The organism is Shewanella sp. H8 (assembly GCF_040285065.1).
GTDB classification, from domain to species: Bacteria; Pseudomonadota; Gammaproteobacteria; order Enterobacterales; family Shewanellaceae; genus Shewanella; species Shewanella polaris.
In genome coordinates, this window is the sequence record NZ_CP157213.1 from 4,041,629 (window position 1) to 4,063,977 (window position 22,349).

The window sequence follows — 22,349 nt, forward strand, 5'->3', positions numbered from 1 at the left end:
ACCATGTAAAACTTAGTAACACTCTTCTAACTGCATAACCTTAGCAAGTTAGTTACACTGCCCTAAAAAAGATAACCATCATCATTTTGGGTTTATTGATATCAGTCTTCTGGTATCAAAGGAGTGTTTATGCGCGTATATCGACAGCTGCTGTTATTGGCATTAGCCAGTTCAGTTACCTTTTCAAGTTCAGCTTCAGAAATAGTCCAAAGCAAAGGTAATTTTGAAGATAAGTTCCGCCAACTTGAAGAAAGCCTCCCAACCCCAAACGATTACCGCAACGCCGCTGGTGAGCCCGGTAAAGACTATTGGCAACAACAAGTTGATTACCAAATCAAGGTCACTCTTGATGAACAAAAACGCAGCATTAATGGCGAACAAGTGATTACTTATCACAACAATTCACCTTACACGCTAAAATACTTGTGGTTTCAACTAGAACAAAATCGCTTTAAGTCAGACTCAATAGCAGAGCGCAGTGCCACCTTTACAGGTGTAGATGATAGCGTTAATGCCACTAACACCTATGGTGATAACGCCTTTGCTAAAATCGACTTACATGATTTGCGTCGCCAACAATTTTTAGCCGACCATCAGATGGGCTATAACATTCAGAATGTCACTGATGTTAATAATAAACCGCTTAAATACACCATAGTGGGTGCGCAAATGCGGGTTGATTTACCGCAGCCACTAAAAGCCAACAACACCACAAAATTAAAAATTAATTACGCATACAACATTTTAGAAGAAGATGCCGTTGGTGCTCGTTCTGGTTATGAGCATTTCCCTGATGACAAGCGCGAAGGCGGCAATGACATCTTCTTATTGGCGCAATGGTTTCCTCGTGTTGCCAGTTATTCCGACTATGAAGCGTGGCACAACAAAGAGTTTTTAGGCAGCGGAGAATTTACCTTAGAGTTTGGTAATTACGATGTCAGCATGACGGTGCCCAGTGACCATATCGTCACCGCCACGGGCGTATTGCAAAACAGCAAAAACGTGTTGTCATTTCAACAATTACAGCGTTTAGATAAAGCGAAAACCGCCGACAAACCAGTATTTATTGTCTCGGAAGACGAAGCACTCGCCAATGAATCGAGTACTGAAAAAGGCACTAAAACCTGGCATTTTAAAGCCGAAAATGTCCGTGACTTTGCTTGGGCATCATCACGTAAATTTATTTGGGATGCACAGGGTTATCAGCAAGGTGGCAGTAATCCGCAAGTAATGGCAATGTCTTTCTATCCCAAAGAAGGTGGCGAACTGTGGCAACGTTATTCAACCGCATCAATAATCCACACGTTAAAGGTCTATTCACGCTTTACCTTTGATTATCCTTATCCAACCGCCAATAGCGTCAATGGCCCAGTAGGCGGTATGGAATACCCAATGATCAGTTTTAATGGGCCGCGCACCATTTGGCATGACGATGAAAGCCGCACGTATACCTTATCGGAAAAACAATTCTTAATTGGCGTAGTGATCCATGAAGTCGGCCATAATTACTTTCCGATGATTGTAAACTCAGACGAACGCCAATGGACCTGGATGGACGAAGGTTTAAACAGCTTTTTAGATGGTATAGCCACCCGCGAATGGGACCCGAATTTATCGTGGGGACGAGAGCCAAGTGATGTACTTGAGTACATGAAGTCTAACGTACAAGTGCCAGTGATGACCCAGTCAGACAGTGTGTTACAGCTTGGGCCGAATGCTTATATTAAGCCTGCTGTGGCATTAAACATTTTACGCGAAGTGGTTTTAGGCCGTGAGCTATTTGATTTTGCCTTTCAAGAATACAGCCGCCGCTGGATGAATAAGCGTCCAACACCAAGCGACTTTTTCCGCACCATGGAAGAAGCCTCAGGAGTCGACTTAGATTGGTTTTTCCGTGGCTGGTTTTACACCACAGATCATGTGGATATTTCACTCGACCGTATATACAAATTACGTTTAGACACGAATAATCCTGATATTGATTTTGAACGCCGTCGTCAGGCATACCAAGAAAAACCGATGCCATTGTCTGTTGAGCATAATCAGCAAAGTGGTCAAAAAACTTGGGTTGAATTAAATGCTGACAATACCGATTATCATGATCAGCATGATCAATTTAGTGTCACCAATAAACAACGTAATAAGTACAACAAGAAGCACGCGGAACTCGATCCATGGGAGCAACAAGCTCTGGCACGAGCATTAACAGAAGATAAAAATTATTACGTGTTCAACTTTAGTAATCTTGGCGGTTTGGTGATGCCAATATTACTCGATCTCACTTTTGAAAATGGTGATACTGAGTCAATGATGATTCCGGCTGAAATTTGGCGTCGTTCACCGTTTGAAGTCAACAAACTGATTGTGACTGACAAAGATAAGATATTGGTGTCTGCGGTAGTCGATCGTCGTGGTGAAACCGCCGATGTAGACATTGAAAACAACTATTATCCTAGACAAATTATTCCATCGCGCATTGAAGCCTTTAAAGAAGAGGAGCGTAAAGGGAATAAGTATCGCGATATCATGCACGATAACAAAGAAGCGTTAAAAGACCCTGACATTAAAGTGAAGAAAAAATAATGCGTATTTCAATATTATTTTGGCTCAGTCTGGTGGGTTTATTATGTTTCGCTGGTGCGGCTAATGCCCACCAGCAAAAAGAAGCTTATACCAGTATCGTGTTTAATCAGCACAGTGGAATGCTTGAAATTCAGCATCGATTTTATCTGCATGATGCTGAACATGCGGCGCAACAGGTGATTGATAAAAATACCGATATTATTAGCGATCCCGTTAGCCGCGAAGCTTTTGCTTACTATGCTATTTCAACGTTTTCGATGCAGGATCAACAGCAACACCCATTAACCTTGACCTATGTAGGTACGGAATTACAAGGTAAGTATTTATGGGTTTATCAAGAAACACCGATAACGGCTGACATGGAAGGGTTTTATTTAAAAATGACCACCTTGCAAGAATTGTGGTCAAAGCAAGTTAATCACATCAATGTTGAGCGCGACAAAAAAGTGAATTCTGTCAGGTTACATGTTGGCGAAAATTGGCATTACGTTGAAGTGGCAAAGTAACTCTTAACGTTGCATGGCTGAAAGACTCTATCCATTTAAACTCACACGCATGGCTGCGTGTGAGTTTGTAAGTTCGGGCCTGTTGATCTTTCAAGGTTGTTTTTGCAGCGAATTGCTGGCCATTTGTACAAGGCAGAGACTTTGAGGTGTAGTTATTCTACATAAAAAGTCGATAACGCCGTAAAAATGGCCAACAAACGCTGCCCGAAGGGTTCTGCTAAAAACGTTTTACTCTTTGTTGAATGGATTTTGCTTAGATGACTAGGCATCAATCCATTCGCCTCGATTAAAACGTTTTTAACTCGAACAAAATTCAACCAGCAAAGATCAACAGGCCCTAGTCATCCGTACCAATTCCACTAGTGATAATAAACGGCTATCAAACAGACTTATGTCCTGCTGTTATCCACCGATTATCTAACCTTATGGGGTAAACTATTTGGGCTCAGGTACCGCCACAGCATCGAGGGCGTCAGCCAAGGTAGAATAAGTCACACATTGTACACCATCGGGCTTAAAGCCTGCTTTAGCTAAGGTTTTAAGCGGTTGAAATTGAAAGTCGGCCAGCAATACCCGAGTGTTATGGTGCTGACATTTATTGATAAATTTATATAAAGCAGACACGCCACCAGAGTCGAGTATAGACACCCCATCAAGATATAAAATCACCCCATCTTCGTCGGTACTTAAATAGCCTAATTCGCCAAAAGCACTATCTGCTGCGGCAAAAAATAATGGACCATTAATTTTAAATACTTTCCAGCGTGGTGGTAAGGTGACATTAACCAACTTTTTATGTTCGCTAATATCACGCACCTGAGTCATATCGGCCACTTGCTTCATAAACAATAATGACGCCAAAATAATCCCAAAGCTTATCGCGATGACCATGTCGAAGAAAATCGTTAATAACAAGCACACCATTAAAACAAGTATTTCACTTGAAGGGGCTTTTTTAATTAAATGAACAATTTTAGGTGCTTCGCTCATGTTCCATGCCACCATAAGCAACAATGCTGACATACCAGCCATGGGAATATAAGCCAAAATAGTAGTAAGAGATAACAATGACACTAATACCACAATGGCATGGATCATTGCAGCAAATGGCGTGACCGCACCGGCTTTATAGTTAGCAGCCGAACGAGCAATAGCCGCCGTAGCTGTAATACCACCAAAAAACGGTGCAATAATATTACCAATACCTTGGCCGAGCAATTCGCTATTAGCGCTGTGTTTCTGCCCCGACATACCATCTAGCACTACTGCACATAATAATGATTCAATGGCGCCTAACATGGCTATGGCAAACGCTGCAGACAATAAATCACTGGCTAATTGCCAACTGAACACCAATGGCACGTCGTCGACTTGAGTACGTAACCAAGGCCATTGAAAATCGGGTAACATTGATGGAATACCCGCCCCAGTGGTGCCATCGGCCAAGGTAAAGCTAAAAGTGGAACCTATGGTGGCCACATTAAAGCCTTGCTGATTCAATACCAAGGCGACAAGACTAGCAACAATAACGGCAGGAAGATGGGCTGGAACGGGCAACTTAAATTTAGGCCATATGATAAACACCAATAATGTGCTTACCCCCACAACCACTGTTGGTAACGACAATTCAGGTAACGCTTGGGATAATGCCACCACTTTACCCACAAAGCTTTCGGGCATTTCCTCAATACTTAGTCCAAAAAAGTCTTTTACTTGCAACACCGCAATCACCACACCAATACCGCCGGTAAAGCCTAAGGTGACTGGCTCTGGAATATATTGAATATATCGCCCTAGCCGAAACAGCGCCATGATGATCAAGATAATTCCAGATAAAATACTGGCAAGCAATAAACCAGACAGGCCATATTGGTGAACAATGGGATATAGAATCACCACAAACGCGGCAGTAGGACCCGATACGCTATAACGAGAACCACCAGATAATGGAATAATAAACCCGGCAATAATAGCGGTATATAACCCATATTGAGGTGCAACACCAATGGCAATGGCCAACGCCATCGACAAGGGAATAGCAATAATGCCAACCGTTAAGCCAGCTAATAAATCTTTAGAAAAAGTACTGGCTTTGTAAGGGGCGTCTTTAAAAGACTCTCTAAGCGCATTGCCAATACGAAGTGAAAATAAATGTGAGCGGTATTTCATTGAGGCGATCCCATAACCAAGTAGGTCGAAAAGATACCCCTCATTATAGGCCGATTGCCTCACAGTACAATCAAATTAAATTAGCATTAAGTGATAATTTAATTATCATCATATTATAATGTTTTTCTGCATTTCAATAACCCAATATTGGCACCAAACTCTACCTACAAAAAAGCCACCTAATAATAGGTGGCTACTATCGTTATCCTAATTTAACGGCTAAAGTTAATGGTCACTTTACGGCCGCTATTAGTTTCTATATTTTGGTAATCCCAATCATAGTGGTTAATTAAACGAGTGGTTAGCTCAAGCCCTAAACCAAACCCTAATTCTTCACTGTGATGATGACCAGAATCAGACTCATTAATCATGCTAACAGATGTTGTCGATTGCTTAATAATGACACGACCTTCAATGGTGTGTTGCAACGCATTACGGATTAAATTATTCAACACAATTCGACATAACGTTATTGGTAATTGATGAATTGAGTCATCTGTTTCGATACTTAATTCAATATCTTTTCCCTTGGTTAAATAGCTCAACTCTTGAACCAATTGACGGATAAGCTGGCCTAAATTGACTTCTTCCATAGGTAAGCTTTGATCTTCATGTCTTGTTAACCATAGTAAGGTTTCAGTAAGATCTGTCATGGTCAGGCCTGCACGCTCAATGCGATGAACAACTTGAGCTTGTTTTTCTGCACTTGCCCCTTTGCTTATCAGTTTTTGCAATAATTCTGTATTCGTTCGAATAACCGCAATCGGTGTACGCAGCTCATGGCTGGCATAACTTAAAAACTGTTGCTCGCGGGCTAAACTGTCTTGGACAGAACGTAAACTGGTTTTAATAATATTGCCTAAGATATTTAATTCACTGTAATGAAAGTCTGGCATTGGTTGCTCAAGTTGTTGAGTATTGAGTCCTTTAGCCCAGTTCTTCAATCTCTCAACCGGAACCGTCACTCGGCGCATCACTAAAATGAGTACAACTGCAAACGCCAAAATACCTAGCAAGCCAGTTAACACTATGACGAGAAAATACGGCGGCCCATCACCCTTAAACATACTGTGGCTATTGCGATCGAATACCGTTGATACAAAACGTATTTCATCTCCAACTTTCATTTTCATAACGAAATAACCAGCGTCTGGTGGTGTTATAAAATTACCGCCAACAATTTTTTTATTCAGCACATTTAACTCGTTTGGCGGCTCAACCATTATTTGCTTTACGCTTTCGGGTAGATCTTGCCAACGAGAAGCCACCGTAAAGACTTCAAACTGATAAGGCTTACCATCTGTAACCTGTTGCTGTCCTTGGGCATACATAGCAACCCGCATTGACGAATCCATGCCAGATATAAAATAATGTAGGCTTAAAATCGACAGGATCAAAATAGTGCTGATACCGGTGATCAACATAGCCAACAATATATAAAGCCGAATACTGGGGATTATTTTCATTACAGATCAGATTCCTTTATCGCAAAACCATAACCGCTAATAGTGTGCATCAATTTATGTTCATGCTCGGCATCAATTTGTTTACGTAAATTAAAAATATGCACCTTTAAGCTGTTACTGTCTGGTTGTTCGTCGCCCCACACGGTTTGCATTAATTTTTCGCGCGATACTGGATTAGGGCTAGCATTCATTAACACGGTTAAAATTTTCAACGCTGTTGGCGACAATTTTAACTCCACATTGGCCCGATAAACCTGTTTTTGCTGTAAGTCGATTGATAAGTCGGCGACGGTAAGCTTTTGCACTTGGCCACTACGGCGCTTTGCCAACACTTTAATACGCACAATCAATTCTTCCATGGCAAACGGTTTAATTAAGTAGTCGTCAGTGCCATTGGCAAAACCATTAAGTTTATCATCTAGCGTATCGCGGGCTGTGAGCATTAATACTGGCACATCAATGCCGTCGGCGCGTAAAGATTTGCACACTTGCAAGCCATTCATCTTGGGTAAATTTAAATCCAAAATGACCACGTCGTAATAATTTTTCTGAATTAAGCCAAGCCCTGCCAGTCCATTGGCGCTGTGATCGCAAAGAATATCTTCTAGTTCTAAATACTCAATCACCGCCGTCGCTAAATCGAGATCATCTTCAACCAGTAGTAACTGAAATTTATCGGTTGTCATCGAGCGGGCTCCTTATTTTATACTGGCGCTGTCGCGTCGTGATTTGGGCGTAATTTATTCATAACTTTAGTCATAAAGTCTTTTGTTTCACATTGAATCAATAACAATGACGGTGTTAGCAACAAGGTAATAACTGTGGCAAATAAAATACCATACCCCAGCGCCGCTGCGGCAGGAATTAAAAACTGCGCTTGTAGTGAGGTTTCACCTAATAATGGAGCTAAGCCAGCAAAGGTAGTCACCGAGGTAAGCAATACCGCTCTAAGTCGCCCTGTGCATGATTCTACAATGGCATCGTGTACAGATAATCCTTCTTCTTTAATTAACTCGTTAAAGCGCGATACTAACAACAAGCTGTCGTTTACCACGACACCACTTAACGCCAAAATACCGTTTAACGATAAAATACTAATGGTTAAGTCATTCCACCAATGGCCTAAAATAGCCCCAACAATACCAAACGGAATGGCGGTCATAATGATCATAGGTTGCACATACGACTTTAACGGGATTGCCAACAAGGCGTATATGGCAATTAACGCTAACACAAACATTGATTCAATTGAGCTTGTGGTTTCCGCTTGTTGCTCTGCTTCACCAGCAAAGTTAAAGCTCACACTAGGATATTGCACCTCTAACTGTGACACTACTGTGCGCTGAAGTTGACTAACAAGCTCGTTTGAAGCAATTTTGTCTTTGTCTAATACTGCACTAATATACACAGCTCGTTGGCTGTCTATGCGCGTAATACTCGACGGTTGATAATCATTAAAAATGTCCGCAACGTGACTTAATGGCACTATGGTGCCGTCGCTGGTTCTTACATTGGCAAGCAGAATATCTTCTATGGTTTGACGATCTGCATCTGGGTAACGCACCCGAACTTTCACTTCATCTTTGCCGCGTTGAAAACGTTGCACAACGCCGCCACCAAATGATTGCAATACTTGAGCAGATAAAGTTTCAGTATCAAAACCTAACGCGCGGCCCTGCTTAGTTAATTCAAAACGATACTGTGGTTCGCCAAAATCTAAGTTATCGTCAATGCCGCTAACACCATCCATTGCTTCTAATACAGCTTTTAACTCGGTTCCAGCAGCAAAAACAGATTCACTGTCTCTCGCTTTAATTTCCACTTTAAAGTTATCGAGCATCTCTTTTTTCGACAAGATTTTAAGTTTTTTAATGCCTTCCATTTGACCCACTAGCTCGGTCCATTTTGTGGTGAATTCTTTAAGGGTATACGGACTATTACTGGCAAGCTCAACTTGAACTTGGCCTGAGTCACTACTACTTGCCATCACATGTAAACTGGTTAAATAGCTGTCTTTGTTGTCATCATCATTTTGTTGTGCCGATGGCTGTGCTAATGATTGCGCCAATGATAGTGCTGAAAGCTGAGCATCAACTTGCTTAGCGGCATTTTCTAAGGTCATTAAATTTTTATAGGTTTGACCAAAGCTGGCGTCGTTTTGCATCGAAAAATCTGCCACCACAGTATCACCAGCAATATCAGGGAAAAACGCTACCCGCACACCACCCGTAATCGGCATACTGGCAACGACAATAAATACCGTAATAAACAGCATGACGACTGCGTAACGGAAACGCAGTGCAAGTTCAATTGATGGTTGATAAATCTCTCGACTAAACCACTTTAAGCCACTGTCGGCAGCATGTTGAATATGATTAAACCATGACTTTTCAAACCGTTTTTTGGTATCAATATGGGCTAAATGCGACGGTAAAATAAATTTCGACTCAATCAATGACAACATTAAACAAATGGCAACAACAGTACCAAACTGGGCATAAATCTGCCCTAAACGACCTTCAACATTAGCCAAAGCCACAAAAGCCACTACCGTCGTTAGCACACCAAATATAGTCGGCGTGGCCACCTTTAACGTGCCTTTAATGGTGTTATTGATGTTATCGCCGTATTTTTGTCTGGTGCTGTAAACACTCTCTCCCACCACCACGGCATCGTCGACCACAATACCCAGCGCCATAATAAAGCCAAAGGTGGTCATTTCATTTAGGGTTAAGCCGGCAAAGTTGTTGGTCATAAAAAATAAGGTGCCAAAAAATACAAACGGTAGCCCTGCTGCAACCCAAAATGCCACTCGTAAGTTTAAGAATAACGCTAAAATGATAAACACTAGCGCGATACCGCTTAGGGCATTTTTAACCAATAAGCTTAACCGTTCGGTAATAAGAGTACTTTTGTCATGCCAAGAAGCGATGCTCACATTAGCGGGCAACATTGTTGAATTACGCCATTTTTCGATAACTTGTTTTGCTTGATCGACAATATCAACAATATCGCCGTTTTCATCCATAACAATTTCAATCGCACTGGAATTAGCTTTGTTGTATCGCGACAATACAAAGGTGTCGTCGGCAAATTCGTCTTTAACGGTGGCAATATCGCCCAGGGTAATAAGCGAACCTTGGCTGTTGCTGATAATCGGAATAGCCATAAAATCTTCTAATTCATAGGCTTGTTCTGATACTTTTAAGCGTACGGTTTTGTCGTCGTTATATAAACTGGTCGAAATTGATGCTGACGATTCGGCATTCACAGCATCAGACACTGAGGTTAATGTGAGTCCGTAGGCTTGCAACTTAGCTTCGTCAACTTCGATAGAAATCATTGGCTCAGCTTTGGCCTTAATTTCTAAATCATGAATAGCAGACTGACTTAATAAGTCTGATTTAAGCTGTTCGGCTAACGCTTGCAAAGTTGCACGATCGGCATCACCGTATATTTCAATCCATAAGGCATGATCTTGCATGCGCATTTTATCGATAACGGGATTTTCCGCTTCGGTTGGAAAGTTATAGATAGCGTCAACATTGGTTTTAATGTCGGTTAACAAGGTGTCTAAATCATAAGAACTGGTTTTCTCAATCATCACACTACTGCCACCGGCATTAGATGTTGATGTAATACGTTTAATACCTGGGACAGTTTCTAATGCATCTTCAATTTTAATCGCAATGCCTTCTTCTGCCAGCACAGGATCACCACTGTCGTAAGTGACTGACACGGTAACTCTGTCGGGCTCTAAGCTAGGAAATGCTTCTTTGCGCAAGCTGGTTAACGAAAACAAGCCTACTATTATCATGCCTATTAACAGCAAGTTAGCCGCAACTGAGTTTCTAGCAAACCAAGATATTGCCCCAGTATGTGTTGATTGCTCGTCCAACATAACTTACACCTCAACCTTAGCAAGCACCTTAATGCCCACTTTAAAACTGCTTAAAGGGCGCTTAATAATCTGCATTAAGCCAGACTGGGTTTGCTGTTCGTTAGCGATAGGTGACACATACACAAAACCCTCTTTCTCAAATGCAATGGCGGCCGCTGATTTAGCAAGAAGTCCATTATCATCGACAAACCAAATATCACCTTGTTGCGAAATAGCCGATGAAGGTAATTGCCATAAATTGCTTAATGTTTTACCGTTGATTTGTGCTTTTACAAAGGTGCCAGGGTATAAGTCAGCTTGTTGTGCAAGTGGATTATCAACCACCACAATTAATGACCGTTGACGACTGGTTTGGGTTAAATGTTGCTCTACACGCTCAATATAACCTTGCCACTGGTTATGCCCATTAGCACTGTACAAGGTGACATTCCAAGGGGTTTTAGCCAGTTCAGCATTATCAAAATCGGGTAGATTTTGCCATTGTAAATCAGACAATGGGACATTAATTTCCACTTCTGCAACACTGTATAAGGTGCCAAGTTGAGTGCCTGCTTGTACATAACTGCCTGGTTGAATATCACGGCTCACCACCAGCGCATCAAACGGTGCGGTAATGTTGGTGTACGCCACGTCTTGCTTGGCTTTTTTAAGCGCTAACTTGGCATTTTCTAATGCTGCGGTGGCTTGGGCCAGTTGCGGAGTTCTTAGTACTAGTGGAGATGCTGGCTCGCCAGACAAACCTGAACGTAACCATTCTGATTTAGCTTGCTCACCTTCACGTTGTTCTTCTAATAAATCAAGTTCAGCTTGAGCAACATCGGTTTGCGCTTGGGTTAAAGCTTGCTGGTAACTGATGTCATTAATCTGGCCTAATACAGTGCCTTTTTTAATAACCTGACCGGATTCAAACTGACGTGCAACACTGTCAATCTTGCCACTTATTTCGGCACTCAAGGTTAGCTCATAGCGCGGTGTTGCTTCACCAAAACCAATCACTTCAGCTTGATATTCTTGTCCACTTACAGCCACTACACCCACTTGTGGTAATAATGATACCGCTGTAGTTGTGGCTACTGGCTTTTCAATTTTCTCTACCTCTGGCGCTTTTTGATTAGGTGACGGCGGTAAGTGCGATGCGGTATACCCTACTGCAACAAAAATACTGCCCAATGATAATACAGTGACAATAACGTTTAGACGATTAAGCTTCATGCGATACCCCTAAGCCCAACGCTAGGCCTAAATCAATGCGGTTTATAAGACGGTTATAAATAGTGTTGGCAAGCTGTGCTTCAACATCAAAGGTTTGTTGCTGTACCGTAAGTAAATCAAAAATATCAACTAAGCCTTGGCGATACTTTTGCTCATAACTCACAAAGCTACGTTGAGCACTGAGTCGAGCGTCGGTTAAATGCTGTTGTTGTTTAGCAAGGGAGTACTCTTGGCCAACGGTGTTTTCAACTTCGTTAACCGCATTTAATAAGGTTTCTTGGTATACCCAATAACGCTGCTCAGTAGTTAACTGCGCTAACTCCGCTTGTGATGTTAACTTTCCCCCTTGAAACAAAGGTGCAGATAACTGTCCAAGTACGCTCCATAATGGTCCCGTTAATAAAGCATCACTTGGCGACTCGGCCATGTCGGTTAAACTGGCCGACAAACTGATCGAAGGCAACATGGCTTTATAGGCGGCATCAGTACGTAATGCTTCGGCTTCAATATTGTAAAATGCGGTTTTAATGTCAGGACGTTGACTCAGGTTTTGTTGCCCCAGCGAGCTAATAGGATTTAATACAGTAGGAAATGCTGCGGCAATATTTACGGCTAAATCGTTACCGGTCCATTGTCCGGTAAGTAAGGTTAAATCACGCTTACTTTGGGCGAGTTGTTCTTGATAGTCCGCTAACGTTGCTTTTGTGCTGGCAGCACTGGTATTGGCATTATCAAGGTCTTCTAAACTGCCTAAGCCAACACGGTAACGCGCCAAAATCAGTGCTTGGTTGTTTTCTAATACCGCTAAACGCTGGGTTTCAATCGCCACAAGTTGTTGCTTAAGGCTAATGTCTAACCAGCTGCGCATCACGTTGGCAGCCACTAAGTCTTGCGCACTTTGTAGACTAGCTTGCGTACTGGCAATGTCTTTTAATGCAGCGTTGCTGCTGTCAGCTATTTTTTGCCATAAATCCAGCTCCCAGCTCACGGTAATATCAGTAGTGTAACTGTCATCACTATCTTCTGTTGACGATCCACTAAAGCTAGCATCCACTGTTGGTAAGCGGCTTGCAGAGGTAATACCGTGCTGAGCATAGGCCATATTTAGCGCCACCACACTTTGTTGTAGGCTGGGATTATTCTCTAGCGCGGCAGTCATAAATTGTTGTAATTCAGGTACGTTAACCAAGTCTGTTAGTCGTGCTACCGATTGCTCAGGTACCTCGTTAGCATTTGATGTCGCCAATAATTGTTCAATTAAGCGTTGACTAATATCGGTTTGATTTTGACTGGCTTGGTCGGCGTAATTGACATTATCGACAGCGCTGCAGCCCAATAGGCTCGCCACGAATAGTGCAAGCATTGCTTGTTGTACTGCGGGTTTTGCTTTCATCAAATACCTCTCCAAACTTGTGTCTTGCACAATAATGGCTACAGCATACAGATGAGTGGGTTAAGACGAGGTTAAGGTGGGGATAGGCTTTCTCTTGAATAAGCGTTTGCAACATGGACCACTTTCTAGTGGTATGTTCATCAACTCGAACGGATCACCTTAGAACAACTCAGCAAAGATCACTGAGCAGTTCTCTATTGAATACACTAAAGAACCGCAAAAAACGGCGTTAATTCTTAATAAAGGGCATTTTTGCTCTAATGCCCCTTCAACCGCCGACTCAATGCACTTTGACTGATACCGAGTATCTGCGCTGCTGCGGTTTGGTTATTGGCTGTTCGACTCATTGCCTCGTCCATTAAAGCCTGATTCATTTGTGCAATTGTGGGTAAGGATTTAGGAAAGATAATTCTGTCTTGTGGGGGTTCAGTCAATGACTTGTGTTCGTTGATGGCTTCCATAAAAGCTGAGGTATTAAGTGCTATGCCATCGCTGCGACTGACGGCATCAAATACCATTCCTTTTAGCTCGTGTAGATTGCCGGGGAAGTCATAGTTAGCTAATTTAGAGGCTAAATCTGCCGGTTGAATTGGCGCAGGTAGATTCATTTCAGCTGCTGCTAAAGCGATAAAATGATTGATCAACATAGAGATATCTAACTTGCGCTCAGCTAATGGCGGTAATTTAATTTTATGGGCGCGTAAACGGTAGAGTAAATCGCTTCTAAACTCACCGGCTTGATGAAGTTTTAGTAAATCATCTTGAGTCGATACGACAAACTTACATTTTACTGGGTAAGCAGTGTCGCTACCTAGAGGATAATATTTTCTAGTTTCAAACACATCTAAAAGCTTAACTTGGGCATCAAGTGACAAGGCGCCAATTTCGTTAAGATAAAGCACTCCGCTACCCACTTGATGTAATAACCCCGCAACGGCTTCTAATTCACCATTATTATGGTGATACAGTTGGCCACACATTTTTTGTTCAAACACCTCGCTACTAATGCCCGCTAAATTAATACTAATAAAGGGTTCATTCGGGCTATAAAGTGCATGGCAAGATTTTGCAAATTCACTTTTGCCTGTCCCGCTGGCACCAAATATTAATAAAGGTTCTGGGCTACATGACACGGCTTCAAGATAGCGAAATTGATCTAATAAGTGTGGCTCGCAGGTTAAAATATTATTAAACGCTTGCGGATTATCTAAAGTACGACTTAAAAACTTCTCTTTTATATAAAGGTAGTTTCTTTCAAGTCCAACCACTTCCAGTGCTCGGCGGACAGTACGGGCAAGATCATCGACATTGTCTGTTTTGATAAAGTAGTCATAGGCACCATTTTTAATGCAACGTACTGCGGTATCAATTTCGTTAACACCAGTGACAATAATGACGCGAGTATTAGGAAAGTCATTGCGGATCATTGCTAAAATGTCTTCACCTGAGTGAAACGGCATCGTCAGATCGACTAGCACTAACGCATAGTCACCCACTTGTAAGCGACTTTCCACCTGGCGACTGTCAACACAGGTATCAATTTCGGCTTCGGGTACTAGACGATTAAGAGTGACGGCTAACGTACGTAACCAAGGGGCTTCATCGTCGACTAAGAGAATATTTCTAGCGAGTTTCATTTATTATCCTATTGTGCCAATGCGAAAGTCAGGCGAATTTGTGTACCTTTGCCAATACTCGACTGTATCTGCATTTCTCCATGGTGTTCTTTAATTATTTTACTGGATACTGATAAACCTAAGCCACTGCCACCTTCGTTTCGCCGAGTGGTAAAGAAGGGTTCAGTTATACGTTTTAACGTTGCACTGTTCATCCCGCAACCATTATCTTTAATACTCAATATGGTAATATCGTCTTCTATACTTGTCTCGATTACTATCGCGCCTTGCTCTGCAAGACAGGCATTACAGGCATTTTGAATAAGATTAATTAACACCTGATGTAATTGTTGAGCGTCGCCTTTAATCATAGGGCTGGATTCACTTAGCTTTAAGGTGATTTGATGATATTTGGTTTGATTAGCGGTAAGACGCTGGGCGACTTGAACCACATCATTAAGACAAACTTGAGTATATTCATCAGCAATATGAGGCATGGCATAACGCTTTAAATCATTAACTATTCGGCTGATGCGTTTAGAGCCCTCTTCGATAGTACCGCAACTATGTTGCAGCTCATCTATAGCGACATCTGGAGGTAAGCCTGCAATCAGCCAGAAAGGATTTTGTTTCTGGTAATGAGATGCGGCTGGGGTTAAATCTTTTATTGCGGCGGTAAAAAGAGATACCGCGTGTACAATTAAGCCGGTTGGATTATTGATTTCGTGGGCAATACCCGCAGACAACTCACCTAACGAGGCTAAACGGCTGGCTTCTTCATTGGCTTGTCGCAATCGATGCTGCTCTGTTGACTCGGCAAGTAGAATAACTACCTGCTCTTGAGCAATAGGGTGAATTTGTAATTGCCAAAATTGTTGTTGATACACCATATCAGCAGTAAGAGATTTTTGGCTAGTTAACACATCAAGCACTGCCATTCTAAGTATAAAAACATCATGATCGATATAGTAAAATTCATCAGAAACTAACAAATGGATATTGTTATCATTACTCCACAAATGCTGGAGCTCTTTATTGACTATGGTTACTCCGTCGGGGATACCATCAAGCACAGATTGGAACTGCTTCGACAATTCGGATATCTCAGCTTCAATACGCTTACGTTGAATTAATTCAGCATCGAGCGCTTTTGTATGGCGACGTAAACTGGCGCTAATAAATCCTGTGTATACCAAGCCTACAGCCGAAATAATGGCGACCAATATCACGAAAGCAAACAAGCGATTATCGGTAGATGTTAAATCCACTTTTTCACGCCCAGTGCCAAACCATTTGTTAACCAATTGGTCGTATTCACCTGATATTTTTAGTTGTCTAAGCGCTTCATTAATTTGGTACATCTGTTTGGCTTTTGTACCATTAGCGACAAAGTTAAATGCACCATAAATTAATGCATCACTTGAACTACGAACTGACGGATAAAGCGGAAGTAAACGTCGTGCAACAAAGCTTTCGGCAATAACCACATCGACTTGGTTTTTAGTGAGTAATTTAAAGCCCGTTTCATATAAGTCTACATCTACACGATCAAAATTTTGCAGATGATCTGATAAAAAAACCTCAACAAAAGCCCCTTTTTTAATGGCAACCCGCTTACCCACCAGATCTGCCCAATTATTAATGAGTGCCTTACCTTGTAAGGTATACGCTTTAGCATGGGTGGCATAAATGGGATCTGACTGCGCTAATTGGCGGTCTATATTGACAGGGCTAACAACGGCAATAACGTCAATATCACTATTAGGATTATGAACATCTTTTACTAACTGCTGAAAACTTTTGCGCCGAACAATGATCCGCTTATCAGTAAGTTGACCAATTCTATTCATCAACTCAACGTTAAAGCCTTGGTCCACGCCGTTGTTGCGCCACTCTAATGGTGCGGTATTTGAATGCACGCCAAATACGATGCTTTCTTGAGCCAGCACCGGTAAGGATATCGTGATAAGTAAAAGGAATAAAAATCTCATGGCGAGATGATACACACCAGCCTCAGGTGAAACTGTGCTGCATTGCTCTAATTAGCAAATCGTTAAGTACGTTTTGCCTATAACACTAACTTAATGTGATCTAGCTCCACCTACGCTATGCAAAATTGCATATACCCCCTTAGAGTTATGCATCTTTGCATGGACTGTTTATATGCTTGTGATTGAGACGCCATTTCCGCACCTCTTTGTGGTTATCTTATTGCGAGTATGAACACCATAGGTAAAACTGCTTGTGAGCAAAAGTAATAGCTGATCAAATCGATACTTAATTTGGACAGCACCTTATTTAAAGTGAAGTGATTGTCATTTCACCTTGGTATAACAACGAGAGTGCTTCTATAGTTAATGCACTAAGCGTCACTAACTATAGAAGGGGGAGCAAAAATGAAAAAGATGAAACTTGCAGTCTGTCTTGCCACATTAATGGGCACAGCAGGCCTAATGGGCAATGCTGTTGCGGCTGATAATTTAGCCGAATTCCATGAACAAAACCAAGAGTGTGATAGCTGTCACCAGCCAGATGGTGAATTATCAAATGATAGCTTAACCTATGAGAATGCACAGTGTGTTTCTTGTCATGGCACATTGGCTGAAGTAGCAGAGTCTACCAAACATGAACATTATAATGCTCATGCATCCCATTTCCCTGCCGAGCCAGCATGTACTACATGCCACAGCGCTCACGAAAAATCTATGGTTTACTGTGATTCTTGCCATAGCTTCGATTTCAACATGCCATATGCTAAGAAGTGGGAACGTAACGAACCTACAATTGCTGAATTGGCCAAAGATAAATCAGAACGTCAGGCTGCTCTTGCTAGCGCACCTCACGATACTGTTGACGTAGTGATTGTCGGTTCTGGCGGCGCAGGTTTCTCTGCTGCAATATCTGCAACTGATAATGGCGCTAAAGTTATTCTTATTGAGAAAGAGCCAGTTATTGGTGGTAATGCTAAATTGGCCGCTGGCGGTATGAACGCGGCTTGGACTGACCAACAAAAAGCGAAAGACATTAAAGATAGCCCAGAGTTAATGTACAAAGACACCATGAAAGGTGGTCGCGACTTAAACGATCCAGCATTGGTTGAAATTTTAAGTTCACATTCTAAAGCTTCTGTTGATTGGATGACTGGAATGGGCGCCGATTTAAATGATGTTGGCCGTATGGGTGGCGCATCAGTTAACCGTGCACACCGTCCAACTGGTGGTGCTGGCGTTGGTGCTCATCTTGTTCAAGTGCTTTATGATAATGCTGTTAAACGCAATATCGACTTACGCATGAACACTCGTGGTATTGAAGTCCTTAAAGATGATAACGGTAAAGTTAAAGGTCTCCTCGTTAAAGGTATGTACAAAGGTTATTACTGGGTGAAAGCCGATGCTGTTGTATTAGCAACAGGTGGTTTCGCTAAAAATAACGAACGGGTATCTAAGCTTGATCCTAAATTGAAAGGCTTTATCTCTACTAACCAACCTGGTGCGGTAGGTGATGGTCTAGATGTTGCTGAAAATGCCGGTGGCGCATTGAAAGACATGCAGTATATCCAAGCTCACCCAACTCTATCTGTTAAAGGTGGCGTAATGGTCACTGAAGCGGTACGTGGTAATGGTGCCATTTTGGTTAACCGTGAAGGTAAGCGTTTCGTTAACGAAATCACTACTCGCGATAAAGCATCTGCAGCAATCTTAGGACAAACTGGTAAATCAGCGTTCTTAATCTTCGATGATTCTGTCCGTAAATCATTGTCTAAAATTGATAAGTATATTGGTTTAGGTGTTGCACCAACTGCTGATAGTTTAGTTAAATTAGGCAAAATGGAAGGCATTGACGGTAAAGCATTGACTGAAACCGTTGCGCGTTACAACACCTTAGTTGCTAGTGGTAAAGACACTGATTTTGAGCGTCCTAACCTACCTCGTGCACTAAACGAAGGTAACTACTATGCTATCGAAGTGACTCCTGGTGTTCACCACACTATGGGTGGCGTGATGATCGACACTAAAGCAGAAGTGATGAATGCTAAGAAGCAGGTTATACCTGGTTTATATGGTGCTGGTGAAGTTACTGGTGGTGTTCATGGTGCTAACCGCTTAGGTGGTAATGCCATTTCAGATATCATCACCTTTGGTCGCTTAGCGGGTGAAGAAGCAGCTAAATACTCTAAAAAGAACTAATCTTTTTTATAGACTAACTTACTGACTAGTAACATATTATGTGTAAAGTAGTGTAGATAAGTTCCTCAAAGGTGTTATCACTAACACCACTAAAAGCCACAGCCAAGCGCTGTGGCTTTTTTATACTTCATAATTTATAAATAAGTCTTGTCGCTATCACATTACTGATTTGAGCAGCTCAGAACATCTGAGGTTTTACAATTCAAAGCGTATTAACATACCAGAAAGGTTACTCTCCTTTTCGTTAATTCCATGCGGAAATGGAATATAAAAAAGGTCACGCTATGGTGACCTTTTCATTTTTAACTGTTTATATAATGCTATAAATTGATAGGTAAATTACCAGTATCCCAACACCTTCCACCAAAGCCCGCCAACCACACCCCAAACGGTTAAGTTAACAATACTCATAATGAAGCCCATTACCCACCAATTTTCCATCGACACATAACCAGAGCCAAAAATAATCGGTGAAGTACCTGTAGCATAATGGGTTAATGACATCATTAACGATGAGGCACCCGCTAATAGTAAACCAAGATATAATGGCGGCGCGCCTAGCGCTAAACCAGCAGCATAAAAGGCAGCAAACATTGCAGTAATATGAGCCGTTGTACTAGCAAAGAAGTAATGCGCGTAAAAGTAAACCACCACTAATATAATCGCAGACACCATCCAGCCAACACCAAGTTGATCAATATTGCTCTCAACAACCCCAGAAAACCATGCCACTAAGCCTAACTTACTCAAAAAGGTCGCCATCATTACCAATGCTGAGAACCAAACAACGGTATCCCAAGCTGACTTTTCTTTAAGCACATCTTGCCAATTTAAAACACCACTGATTAATAAAATAGATAAGCCTAAAAAAGCCACCGCGGTAGTATTAACCGCATAATCAGCGCCCAATATCATTGCTGGCACACCCGCCCACAAAATCAGCAGAAGTGAAAAAACACTAATCATGACTTTTTCACCGTAGGACATAGGCCCCATTTCAGTTAATTTAGACTTAGCAAAGTCTCTTGCGTTTGGGGTGCTTTTGATTTCTGGCGGGTAAACGGCATATACAATCAATGGCACTAGCCCAATACAAACCAAACCAGGTAAAAGTGCTGCAAGCGCCCATGTTCCCCAAGTAATACTGATATCAGATCCAGTAGCATCTGCAATAAGCTTAACGATTAATGGATTGGGCGCTGTCGCAGTAATAAACATCGCCGAGGTAATAGGATTTATATGGTAGTTAACCAAAGCAAGATAATGACCAATTTTACGCGATGTGCCTTCTTCTGGAGATGAACCAAAACTGGTGGCGATAGACTTCATAATGGGATGAATAATCCCGCCACCTCGAGCGGTGTTACTGGGTGTTACCGGCGCAATGACGAGTTCCGACAGCGCCAATGCATATCCAATACCAATGGTTTTCGACCAAATAGTGAAATAAAGTAATAACCGATGCGATTTCCTAAACCGGTTTTAACCAAACCACGAGAGATAATAATCGCAATACCAATCAACCAAATTAATGAATTAGAAAAACCACTTAACGCATCTTTAATCGCATCAGAAGGGTTATCATTTGTTACCCCTGTTAGTGCTACTAAAGTGATCGCCAAAATGGCAATAGCACCAATTGGCATAGCCTTGCCAATAATGGCCACAACAGTACCAATAAATAACGCCAGTAAATGCCATGCATTTGCTGTCACCCCTTCAGGGGGAGGCACAATAAACCAAAGCAATAAGATAATTGCAATTGAGATCAGCCCAGGAACCACTCGAGTATCAGCGCCTTTCATTTCTACATCCTTAAATTTGAGAAAACACACTACTGCGAAACAGCGCAGGGATATTAGCCTCATACTAACTCACAATGAAAGAGGCCGTAGTGAATATTATTAGCATTACTGGTATAAGCCTTTCTGATAGCTGAATATTTTTTAGACAAAATGTAATAAGACTACAAAAATAATTATGCTTGCAACGGATGCTGCTACATCTTGTTCAATTTGGTCATAATCCCAATTGCTATTTTTTCTTTGAACAGGATATTCAGCTGGCTGCTTTACTCCATTGTTGGTGCTGCACTGAACTCCGCCAGCAAGCAGCATCTATATACCATCAGTGCCATGCTGTTAAGTGACTTATAAAACTTGCTGCGTAATATCGTTAGGCATCGCAAATAGCCAATAAAGAAACAGTAAAATACTGCTAATAAATATTCTTACTGGCTAACCATATGATTAAGTGGAGATAATTAAAGGTACGATTAATCACATAGCCAAAAGCCACAACCAAGCGTGGTGGCTTTTTTATTCATAAATGTCCTCATGTCTATCGCATTAATTAACCATCGATGGCAGAGTGAGTTTTCGAATAAACGATCTGGTTAACTTGTTTCGATTTCTAAGGATAATAATGAAACAGTCTATAGTTCACATCGCGCTAGTGGTGAATGATTACGATGAAGCCATCGATTTTTATGTCAATAAATTGAAGTTTGATTTGATTGAAGACACCTATCAAGCAGAACAAGACAAGCGATGGGTCGTGGTGTCACCTCCAGGATCAAACGGGGTGTCTCTGTTGTTAGCTCGGGCATCTACACCAAAGCAACATAATTTTATTGGTAACCAAACTGGCGGACGGGTATTTCTTTTTTTGAATACTGACGATTTTTGGCGCGACTATAACCGCATGCAACTTGAAGGGATTAAGTTTGTGCGCCCGCCTCAAGAACAAGACTATGGCACAGTAGCTGTATTTGAAGATTTGTATGGCAATCTTTGGGACTTACTGCAGTTAAACGATAAACATCCCATATAGATAATTGAAAGCTACAGTATTCCAATAATGAGATTGCTAGTATTGATACTGATTTCCTACAACACAATACGTTTAGAAATGGCAACCATTGCAACAGAACTTAAAGTCGAACCGTTGTGAATATACTTTATCAATGCATTGTACTTAATTCCAGATGAGTTTATTTTTCAGTGATGGCCCAAGCCTAGGAATAATCCCTAAAAATCTCAAGATAATGAGATGAAATGGTAAATGGCTAATTTTACTTGAACAAAGGAAAAGAAAATTTTATCCGAAGGAGGTACTCAAACAGACGATAAAATGTCATTCACTATTAAGCGAATGGCATTAAGTTAATTAGCATTATTTTTGCCTGTACTGAACGAGAATAATTGCTGAATTAAAATTAATTAGCACAAAAATAACTTAAGGCGTAACGTAAAATGCAGAAGTAAAAATTGGCTTATATCATGCAAAAAATGAAACCAGTTTTGAACAAAATTTA

General features: G+C 41.5%; 13 protein-coding genes and 1 pseudogene. 4 read left to right on the forward strand and 10 right to left on the reverse strand.

Annotated features, from left to right (window positions below; genetic code table 11):
- Positions 1-129: 129 nt before the first annotated feature.
- A complete protein-coding gene (locus tag ABIS04_RS17660) occupies positions 130-2,583 on the forward strand; it encodes a M1 family metallopeptidase (RefSeq protein ID WP_350431923.1) in 2,454 nt (817 codons plus the stop codon).
- Complete coding sequence (locus tag ABIS04_RS17665) at positions 2,583-3,089, forward strand: DUF6702 family protein (RefSeq protein WP_137224900.1); 507 nt, start codon at positions 2,583-2,585, stop codon at positions 3,087-3,089. Before ABIS04_RS17660 ends, ABIS04_RS17665 begins: the two co-directional genes overlap by 1 nt.
- 435 nt (positions 3,090-3,524) lie before the next feature.
- On the opposite strand, the gene dauA is transcribed toward ABIS04_RS17665, so the two are convergent.
- The 8 genes from dauA to ABIS04_RS17705 all read right to left on the reverse strand — a co-directional run bounded on the left by dauA (position 3,525) and on the right by ABIS04_RS17705 (position 16,837).
- Positions 3,525-5,258, reverse strand: a complete 1,734-nt coding sequence (gene dauA, locus ABIS04_RS17670) for a C4-dicarboxylic acid transporter DauA (protein ID WP_137224898.1) — start codon at positions 5,256-5,258, stop codon at positions 3,525-3,527.
- A 212-nt stretch (positions 5,259-5,470) separates the two neighbouring features.
- Positions 5,471-6,724 (reverse strand): HAMP domain-containing sensor histidine kinase, encoded by a 1,254-nt coding sequence (locus ABIS04_RS17675; protein ID WP_350431924.1) that lies wholly within the window; start codon positions 6,722-6,724, stop codon positions 5,471-5,473.
- A complete protein-coding gene (locus ABIS04_RS17680; protein WP_140235264.1) occupies positions 6,724-7,410 on the reverse strand; it encodes a response regulator transcription factor in 687 nt (228 codons plus the stop codon). The genes ABIS04_RS17675 and ABIS04_RS17680 overlap by 1 nt, the downstream gene beginning before the upstream one ends.
- A 17-nt stretch (positions 7,411-7,427) precedes the next feature.
- Complete coding sequence (locus ABIS04_RS17685) at positions 7,428-10,625, reverse strand: efflux RND transporter permease subunit (RefSeq protein ID WP_350431925.1); 3,198 nt, start codon at positions 10,623-10,625, stop codon at positions 7,428-7,430.
- Between the two features lie 3 nt (positions 10,626-10,628).
- Positions 10,629-11,837 (reverse strand): efflux RND transporter periplasmic adaptor subunit, encoded by a 1,209-nt coding sequence (locus ABIS04_RS17690; protein ID WP_350431926.1) that lies wholly within the window; start codon positions 11,835-11,837, stop codon positions 10,629-10,631.
- Entirely contained in the window at positions 11,827-13,230 is a 1,404-nt protein-coding gene (locus tag ABIS04_RS17695) for a TolC family protein (RefSeq protein ID WP_350431927.1), read from the reverse strand. The genes ABIS04_RS17690 and ABIS04_RS17695 overlap by 11 nt, the downstream gene beginning before the upstream one ends.
- 257 nt (positions 13,231-13,487) lie before the next feature.
- Positions 13,488-14,867 (reverse strand): sigma 54-interacting transcriptional regulator, encoded by a 1,380-nt coding sequence (locus tag ABIS04_RS17700; protein WP_350431928.1) that lies wholly within the window; start codon positions 14,865-14,867, stop codon positions 13,488-13,490.
- 8 nt (positions 14,868-14,875) lie between these two features.
- Complete coding sequence (locus tag ABIS04_RS17705) at positions 14,876-16,837, reverse strand: ATP-binding protein (RefSeq protein WP_350431929.1); 1,962 nt, start codon at positions 16,835-16,837, stop codon at positions 14,876-14,878.
- Positions 16,838-17,242: 405 nt separating this feature from the next.
- Here ABIS04_RS17705 and ABIS04_RS17710 point away from each other — a divergent pair, with 405 nt between their 5' ends.
- Positions 17,243-19,033, forward strand: a complete 1,791-nt coding sequence (locus tag ABIS04_RS17710) for a flavocytochrome c (RefSeq protein ID WP_140235269.1) — start codon at positions 17,243-17,245, stop codon at positions 19,031-19,033.
- Between the two features lie 339 nt (positions 19,034-19,372).
- On the opposite strand, the pseudogene ABIS04_RS17715 reads toward ABIS04_RS17710, so the two are convergent.
- Positions 19,373-20,901: pseudogene (locus ABIS04_RS17715) on the reverse strand (DASS family sodium-coupled anion symporter).
- Between the two features lie 78 nt (positions 20,902-20,979).
- Positions 20,980-21,150 carry a hypothetical protein gene (locus tag ABIS04_RS17720; protein ID WP_350431930.1) on the reverse strand — a complete coding sequence of 57 codons (171 nt, stop codon included), beginning with the start codon at positions 21,148-21,150 and terminating at the stop codon, positions 20,980-20,982.
- A 307-nt stretch (positions 21,151-21,457) separates the two neighbouring features.
- Here ABIS04_RS17720 and ABIS04_RS17725 point away from each other — a divergent pair, with 307 nt between their 5' ends.
- Positions 21,458-21,865 carry a VOC family protein gene (locus tag ABIS04_RS17725; RefSeq protein ID WP_137224879.1) on the forward strand — a complete coding sequence of 136 codons (408 nt, stop codon included), beginning with the start codon at positions 21,458-21,460 and terminating at the stop codon, positions 21,863-21,865.
- Positions 21,866-22,349: the final 484 nt, after the last annotated feature.

Bases quoted from the DNA above. Each gene is read 5' to 3' on its own strand.
- ABIS04_RS17660 (WP_350431923.1), top strand. From the start codon at position 130: ATGCGCGTATATCGACAGCTGCTGTTATTGGCATTAGCCAGTTCAGTT.
- ABIS04_RS17665 (WP_137224900.1), top strand. From the start codon at position 2,583: ATGCGTATTTCAATATTATTTTGGCTCAGTCTGGTGGGTTTATTATGT.
- dauA (WP_137224898.1), bottom strand. From the start codon at position 5,258: ATGAAATACCGCTCACATTTATTTTCACTTCGTATTGGCAATGCGCTT.
- ABIS04_RS17675 (WP_350431924.1), bottom strand. From the start codon at position 6,724: ATGAAAATAATCCCCAGTATTCGGCTTTATATATTGTTGGCTATGTTG.
- ABIS04_RS17680 (WP_140235264.1), bottom strand. From the start codon at position 7,410: ATGACAACCGATAAATTTCAGTTACTACTGGTTGAAGATGATCTCGAT.
- ABIS04_RS17685 (WP_350431925.1), bottom strand. From the start codon at position 10,625: ATGTTGGACGAGCAATCAACACATACTGGGGCAATATCTTGGTTTGCT.
- ABIS04_RS17690 (WP_350431926.1), bottom strand. From the start codon at position 11,837: ATGAAGCTTAATCGTCTAAACGTTATTGTCACTGTATTATCATTGGGC.
- ABIS04_RS17695 (WP_350431927.1), bottom strand. From the start codon at position 13,230: ATGAAAGCAAAACCCGCAGTACAACAAGCAATGCTTGCACTATTCGTG.
- ABIS04_RS17700 (WP_350431928.1), bottom strand. From the start codon at position 14,867: ATGAAACTCGCTAGAAATATTCTCTTAGTCGACGATGAAGCCCCTTGG.
- ABIS04_RS17705 (WP_350431929.1), bottom strand. From the start codon at position 16,837: ATGAGATTTTTATTCCTTTTACTTATCACGATATCCTTACCGGTGCTG.
- ABIS04_RS17710 (WP_140235269.1), top strand. From the start codon at position 17,243: ATGAAAAAGATGAAACTTGCAGTCTGTCTTGCCACATTAATGGGCACA.
- ABIS04_RS17720 (WP_350431930.1), bottom strand. From the start codon at position 21,150: ATGCTGCTTGCTGGCGGAGTTCAGTGCAGCACCAACAATGGAGTAAAG.
- ABIS04_RS17725 (WP_137224879.1), top strand. From the start codon at position 21,458: ATGAAACAGTCTATAGTTCACATCGCGCTAGTGGTGAATGATTACGAT.